Below are 1,827 nucleotides of genomic sequence, written 5' to 3' on the forward strand. Positions count from 1 at the left end.
CTCCCTCCATAAAAATACTGGTAGCGGTAAAGCTGCCGGTTATATCATAGCTCCATCTCATGTTTCTTTCTCTGTACTGCCTGTGGCTGCTCCCTCCGGCGCAGTGCGGTATCTACGGCGTTCTGCACCTGCCGTAGCCGTATGACTTCCTCCCGGAGTGGCTTGTGCTGCGGAGACAGTTCGGCATACTCTGTTTTTAACTGTGCGTATTCCTGTTTCCATGCTTTCAGGGCAATGGGTTTTCCGTCCAGTTTTTCTTTCAAAATACGGCGGGCGGCATAAAACAGCCGTAACTCCGCATCGTGGGATGTTTCAAATTTCTCCCTCTGTTTCTTAAACTTGATATTGTTCAATTCCGTATGAACAGGTTTTAGCCGCTGGTAATTCTCGCCCTCCCGTATCAATTCCTGCAATTCCTTTATCCGGGCAGATTTCTTTTTCATGGAGTCGCTTAACGCTTCAAATTCTTCGTTGACAGAGGAAAGACGCTCCTGCAAATCCTCTAATGTGAGCAGCTTGTTTTCCGTCAGATAATTGACGGCTTCGGCAAACTGCTTTAAGTTTCCGGTTCTGGCTTTATTGCTCCATGCCCCTGCGTTGCGCTGGTTGTAATAAGCGATCAACAGGTCGGCAAGGCTCGGTGTCTGCGGTTTGGAAAGTTCTTCTTTTACCTCTGCCATCCAGACAAACAGGGCTTTGATCTTCTTCCTCACATCCTGCATGAGCCGGTTGGTGGCTTTAATCCAGCGGTTCAGTTCCCCTTTCTCGGTGCGGATGCCCTTTGCTTCCATCTGCCGGACATTAGCTCCCTCGTGGACAGTAGGTATCAGGTCAAGCCCCTGCCGCACATAGGAACGGTGGTCGATACGCACATCCAGCCCTTTTTCCTCAAATTTTGTATTAACGGCAGCCGCCCACTGCTCCCGCCAGTGTTCCAGCGTTTCCGGCTCATGCCAGTCTGTTGTATGGACAGCGTTAAACATATAATCGCCGTTTTTATCCCGGATTCGGTTTCCATCTTCATCAAGAAGATATTCCCGACGCTGTTTTTGTCCCCATGTGCCATCCGGGTTCAAAGGGCGCATGGTTGTCATCACATGAAAATGCGGGTTAGGGATGCCGCCGTCCTCTTTCTCCGGGCTGTGAAAAGCAAGGTCGGCAATCATGCCTTTTGTCACAAACTGCTCCTGTACGAACTTCCTCGCCAGCTCCATGTTTTCTTCCAGCGTCAATTCATTCTGCATGGCAATATCAAAGGAATAGGCAAGCTGTGCTTTTGGATGTTTCTCGCAGTTCTCCACAGCATTCCAGAGGGTCGCCCGGTCAAGATATATTTCCGGCGCATGGGGCGGCAGCATGATTTCCGAAGCGATCACGCCGCCCTTTTTGGTGTAGTCGCTGACTTCTCCATAGTAGCTGCTGTAAAGACGCTCCCCGGCTCGATAGGCTGCGCTGGCAATGGCGCTCTGACCGGCGCTGCGCTTGATCTGTGCGATTGAAAAATGATAAAGTGCTATCCTTAGTCACCGCCTTTCTCCTGCCCGGAAATACGGGCGTGGTTCTCTGTGGCAGACCGGATGAAATGCTCCGCCTGCGGCAGATTCAAAATGCTTTCCATGAGGGAATAAAATTCCGCTTCGGATAGCTCCTTTGTCTGTGGTGCAATGCTCTCAATAGCTGCCCCACGGGTAATCAGCCGGTGCGTCCTCTGTTTCCGGGAACCGCTTTCCAGATACGCCTGCCGGTTTTTCAAACGCTGCATTTTCCGTTTTTCCTGTTCCAGCAGGACAGTGGTTTTTTCATATTCCTGCTTCAACTGTTCCAAAG

The 1,827-nt window shown here is 50.7% G+C and carries 2 protein-coding genes; both read right to left on the reverse strand.

The window, feature by feature from the left end; genetic code table 11:
- Positions 1–44: 44 nt before the first annotated feature.
- Positions 45–1,517: a MobQ family relaxase gene (mobQ, locus tag GPK88_RS17710; protein WP_074104019.1), complete on the reverse strand. Its 1,473-nt coding sequence runs from the start codon at positions 1,515–1,517 to the stop codon at positions 45–47.
- Between the two features lie 2 nt (positions 1,518–1,519).
- Positions 1,520–1,825: a DUF3847 domain-containing protein gene (locus GPK88_RS17715; protein ID WP_252197811.1), complete on the reverse strand. Its 306-nt coding sequence runs from the start codon at positions 1,823–1,825 to the stop codon at positions 1,520–1,522.
- Positions 1,826–1,827 lie beyond the last annotated feature (2 nt).

The organism is Blautia sp. MCC269, assembly GCF_018785655.1.
GTDB lineage: Bacteria > Bacillota > Clostridia > Lachnospirales > Lachnospiraceae > Blautia_A.